The 288-nt window shown below is 65.6% G+C and carries 1 protein-coding gene; it reads right to left on the bottom strand.

Annotation, left to right across the window (positions count from 1 at the left end; translation table 11 throughout):
* The coding region (locus tag FS767_RS22130; RefSeq protein WP_144968237.1) for a TonB-dependent receptor domain-containing protein at positions 1 to 288 on the bottom strand (288 nt) is incomplete at both ends.

The raw sequence follows: 288 nt of genomic DNA, 5'->3' as shown, positions 1-288 counted from the left end.
CGACCTTGTAGAAGCTCAGCAGGTCGGTGACCGTGTAGCTGTCCATCGTGTAGTCGCTGACCGCGGTCTTCTGGCCTTCGCGTTCGCCCACGTACTTGAGGTTGGCGCCCAGCCCCAGGCCGCGCAGCACGCCGTCGTGGAATTCGTAGACGTTGAGCAGGTTGACGGCATTGCGCGGGATGTTGGTCAGGCGGGTGCCGCGGGCCAGGGTGTTGTCCTTGGTGACCTCGGCGTCGGTGAAGGCGTAGCCCCCGAGGATGCGCCAGTTGGGCGTCAGGTCGCCGGTCA

Origin of the sequence: Pseudomonas sp. DE0010 (assembly GCF_007680745.1) — a bacterium.
Classification (GTDB): Bacteria; Pseudomonadota; Gammaproteobacteria; order Pseudomonadales; family Pseudomonadaceae; genus Aquipseudomonas; species Aquipseudomonas parafulva_B.
This window is presented reverse-complemented; position numbering and strand designations above follow the sequence as displayed.